This window comes from Bacillus sp. 522_BSPC (assembly GCF_001076885.1).
Classification (GTDB): Bacteria; Bacillota; Bacilli; order Bacillales; family Cytobacillaceae; genus Niallia; species Niallia hominis.
This window is the reverse complement of the sequence record NZ_JVDT01000181.1, coordinates 1-4,397: the sequence shown is the minus strand read 5'-3', so window position 1 is coordinate 4,397 and position 4,397 is coordinate 1. Positions and strand designations below refer to the sequence as shown.

The window sequence follows — 4,397 nt, the reverse complement described above, 5'->3', positions numbered from 1 at the left end:
TATAAATGTCAACACAAATATGTACAATTTTGCTTGCGTAAGGATGTACAAAATCACTCGTTTTCTTGCGTTAAATGAGCCTTTAATCGATAAGAATCACCTACAATGGTTACGACAGTTGCGTGATGTAAAATACGATCTAAAATCGCATTCGCTAGTTTAGTCTCTTGAAAAATTGTATCCCACTCTTTGAAATTTACATTTGTAGTGAGAATCGTACTTTTCTTTTCGTATCTCATGTCAATGAGCTGAAAAAAGAGCTTCGCATCTTCCGCATCTATTGGCAAGTAACCAATTTCATCTACGATTAAAAGCTTGTACTTGGCATAATGCTTTAAACGACTTTCTAAACGGTTTTCCAACCGTGCTTTCTTCAAATTCTGGATTAAATCATGGCACTTAATAAAATAAGTACTAGTTCGTTTCTTCGCTGCGGCAATTCCGATTGAAGTGGCCAAATGGGTCTTTCCAACACCACTTGTACCCAAGAAAACGATATTTTCATTCTCCTCTATAAAACGGAGCGTTAAAAAATCTAAGATTTGTTGTCGGTTAATGGAGGGTTGAAAATCAAAATCGAAATCAGTTATTTCTTTACGATGTGGGAATGCACCTACTTTCACCATTGCCTGTGTCATATTTTGCTCTCGGACATCAATTTCATAGTTCGTTAATTTAATCAAAGTATCATTAAAGGACAATTGATTATTTACACTAAAGTCTATGACTTCATTTAAATGTAACGTCATTTGCTTAAGCCCCAGATACTCTAGATTCTTTAATAATTGCTGATGATTTGTTGTTACTTGATTCATTATTTATACACTTCTCCAATCGCTGCTAAGTTCTTTTTCGCTAACTCATCAATATTAGGATAGTTAGGCATAGAAACCCCTAGTGATTCCTGATAGTGGGTTTCTTGATAATTTAATTTCTTCCCACTTAAGGGATGTTGTGCGATGAGCTCCGTGTTATAATAAACCCATATTTGATCATCATACACTTGTAGTCCAACTCTCTTTCCTTGGTATTTTGCTGGTACCGAGTATTGATTCGATTTGTAAGAAATCATGTTGGAGGCATTCACCTTTACAAGCTTATGATTGATTCGATAGAAATCTCTTACTTGGACAGTTGGTAGCTGGTGTAAGAGGTTCTTTTCTTTTTTAAATTCTAATACTGGTATCTTGCCAGTCCCCTGATGTACCTCATGATTGACTCGATTACATAAATCCTGTACAAATCGGTGTAATTCTTCTAAGGTCAGTTGACCTTGATAAGCATGAATTTCATCTAATAGTTTCATCGTTGTTTCTACTTTTCCTTTTGTACGTGGTCTGCCTGCTACACAAGGTTTTACTTTAAAACCAAAGTCGTTAGCGAATTGTGCAAACTTATTATTCACTTTTCCGCTAGAAAATTCTGTTCTAGCTTCATCCATAACTGTTTTCATATTGTCCGTAATTATCTCTGAAGGAACACCACCAAGTGCTTCAAATGTTTCCGTTAAAAACGAAAACAATGTACTTTGTGATTTAGAGATACTTAGATGGAACGTGCGGAACCTTGAATAAGAAAGAACAAGAACGGCCACATTCACTTCTACCTGTTGACCATCCTTAGTATCAAATAGAATACTTTCTTTCCAATCTAGTTGTGCTTGTTTACCTGGTGCTGTTTCAAAACGAGCTGCCCCTTTGGGGGAGGCAATCTTTTTGTCCTCATCAAAATAAGCTTTAAATTCTGGTATTCTAGCTATATACGCCCTAAATGTAGAAGCCGAACAATCAAGACCATGATTATCTTTTAAATATTGCCAAAGCACCCTCCGATAATAAAACTTCTGTTTCGAATCCTCCGATAAAAGTGCGGCTATAATTTCATAATATTCATCAAGCATAGATGCCTTTTTCCTTGTACGTTTTGGAATAAACCCATTGAGATATTTATCGATTGTTCTACGATCTACCCCTAATTCCCTAGCTAATTCACTTTTATTAATTTTCATCTTTAACTGCTCCATTACTTGTTTGAATTTTCCTAAATCTGAAAGACTCTTAATCTCAAAATCTGTTTCAATATTTAACTTTATGTACATACTAATCACCCAATATTAGTATGTAATTCATAATCAATTTTGTACATCTTTATTCAAGCACGTTTGTACATATTTAAATTATCATTTCTAAATAAGCAATGATTCCAACTATCTTAAACGATCAATTAGCATTCAGATGGGTTAACGCTATTTTTGTGGAAGTAAAAAGTTATGAAGATTTATGACCCCCGAAAGGAGTAAGCTTAAAAAATGGAAGCTATGGCGCTTAGGTATTTAAATAAAAATATTCTTCATCATATTAATATAATAGAAAGTATTAAACGACATCAAGCAAATATCATACGATCAGATATTCACGGGGGTGTATTGTTTGATGTTCCGAGTGAGACCTATATGATTAGTTGTGACAGTTTGGAAGATTATAAGAGATTGTTACAAGATATTGAAGAGATAAAAGAATGCGAAGTATTTCAAAGTTGGGCCAAATCTTATGTTCAGGAGAAATACCATTTAATTCATAGAGATACCTATTATCAGGCAGCGATTTTAAAAGAGTTTCCCGTAACTATTCCAAAACCAATATTAACCATAAGACGTCTTAATGAAAATGACATTTCTTTAGTGAAAACTTTTTATCCTACCAATGATTATACATATGTTATCCAACGTCTTATGGAAGGTACTCTTTTCGGTGGGTTTTCAAATAATAAGGTGATTGGATTTATTGGCATTCACGATGAAGGTTCAATTGGCTTACTAGTAGTGATTGAAAAATACAAAAGACAAGGGTATGGACTTGCGCTACTGTACTTCATCATTCACCATTTTATAAAAAATAATAGAATCCCTTACTCTCAAATTAGTCATACGAATCAAGCTTCCAGATTTCTTCATCAAAAAAGCAGGGATGGAGATTTCAACAGGTGTGATTGAGTGGCTCACTGTACAATGACTATCCGGAAAATATTTTGTGTGTTCCGTTTTCTAGCTATTGATTAATATTCTTATGCGCTAGAAAACTTTTTATTTTTGCAGCTATGCCGATGATTAGATAACTAATTCCGTTAGCAATAATGACTAAACCAATGAAAGCTGCTCCAAATCCTGCTCCTTCACCAGTACCACCACTACTATGGTCCAGATTCACAAATAGGGAACCAGAAATGAAAGCAATAATGGGGCCAAATACACCTAAGATAATACCTGATAACCAAAAAGGTAATTTGATTCTTCGATTGAAGTAAATTGCAGAAAAATTTAAAATTAATAGAGCTACTATCAATACAAGCCAAATCAATCCATCTCCACTCATATAACCCTCCTATTTTCAGTTTTTAATCATATATAGTTTTTTTCAGTACTAGTGATGCACGAAAAATATTGTTTAGGAAATAGATTGACTTAAAAAGTCACTTTTAGAATCGATTCTATCTAAAACAAAACCATAAAACGTTAAATTTTTTATAGAATACTAATTTACTTGTAATCATTTTTCGGTCCTTCATCCATTATTACCTCGACCAAATTAGAAGCACCCATCCTAAGCTTAGGTCTAAATTCTGAGTTTGGCTTACTATAAAGATCCAACGGACTTATCATAACCCCATCTTCCGTATTATGAAGGATTCCGGGCACACAGGAATAAATTCTGTCATTATTATTTGCATTCTTGGCAAATATGGTAACAGATGTTCCGTTATGATTATCTATACTCATGGACACCTTGTATCTGTGGAATGAGCCTGTCCCATTTGACTGAGCAGAATAGACCACGGGAACAACTGCGAGTATAGTATCATTTAACCTTAATTTTATTACTTCTGTCTTAGTTGCTCGACTATCTCTCCTAACATCCCCCATGTGTTCAACTGCTCCGTTTCCAAAGCTTCTAAGAGGAGTGGTTCCTTCTGCTCCAAACATAGCCACATCTATTTGCTCACCATTCTTAGTGTAGACTAAAGCATATATATCGTAATCGGTACCAGTCTTCCAAGATACTGTCGCAGTAATTTCAGGCGTTTTCTCGATAATAACTGGCTTTTGACTTTTATCGAGACTTACCTTCCCCTTTACCTTTTCAAGGCTTATCTTGGTATTTTGTTTATTTTTATTCTCAGGAAAATTTACAGCTCCGACAGGTTCCTTAAGTGTTTGTTTTTGAATAGTTATAGATTCGGATGGCTTATTTTGCTCCTCAGCTTTTACCTCCACACCATAATTTTCACATAGACCTTCTAGCCCAGAATTAAACGCTCGACTCCTGCGGGAGATAGAGGAAAGGCTAAGCTTCCTCTCCGGCGCATCGTGCGTCTGTAGCGCAATGGAACGACTTAGTTTT

The 4,397-nt window shown here is 35.0% G+C and carries 5 protein-coding genes; 1 reads left to right on the top strand and 4 read right to left on the bottom strand.

The genetic code is table 11. The annotated features are described in order from the left end of the window. Window positions 1-53 precede the first annotated feature (53 nt). Window positions 54-815, bottom strand: a complete 762-nt coding sequence (istB, locus tag ADJ83_RS15395; protein WP_048717505.1) for an IS21-like element helper ATPase IstB — start codon at window positions 813-815, stop codon at window positions 54-56. Continuing rightward, complete coding sequence (gene istA, locus ADJ83_RS15390; protein WP_048717507.1) at window positions 815-2,098, bottom strand: IS21 family transposase; 1,284 nt, start codon at window positions 2,096-2,098, stop codon at window positions 815-817. The genes istB and istA overlap by 1 nt, the downstream gene beginning before the upstream one ends. Before the next feature lie 210 nt (window positions 2,099-2,308). Between istA and ADJ83_RS15385 the strand changes: the two genes are divergently transcribed. Next, a complete protein-coding gene (locus ADJ83_RS15385; RefSeq protein WP_048718250.1) occupies window positions 2,309-2,992 on the top strand; it encodes a GNAT family N-acetyltransferase in 684 nt (227 codons plus the stop codon). 55 nt (window positions 2,993-3,047) lie between these two features. Here the strand turns inward: ADJ83_RS15385 and ADJ83_RS15380 are convergent, their stop codons facing one another. Both ADJ83_RS15380 and ADJ83_RS15375 read right to left on the bottom strand, forming a co-directional pair. Further along, window positions 3,048-3,371: a hypothetical protein gene (locus tag ADJ83_RS15380; protein WP_048718248.1), complete on the bottom strand. Its 324-nt coding sequence runs from the start codon at window positions 3,369-3,371 to the stop codon at window positions 3,048-3,050. 164 nt (window positions 3,372-3,535) lie between these two features. Then, window positions 3,536-4,397, bottom strand: an 862-nt coding sequence (locus ADJ83_RS15375) for a TerD family protein (RefSeq protein WP_048718246.1), incomplete at its 5' end; no start/stop codon positions are given.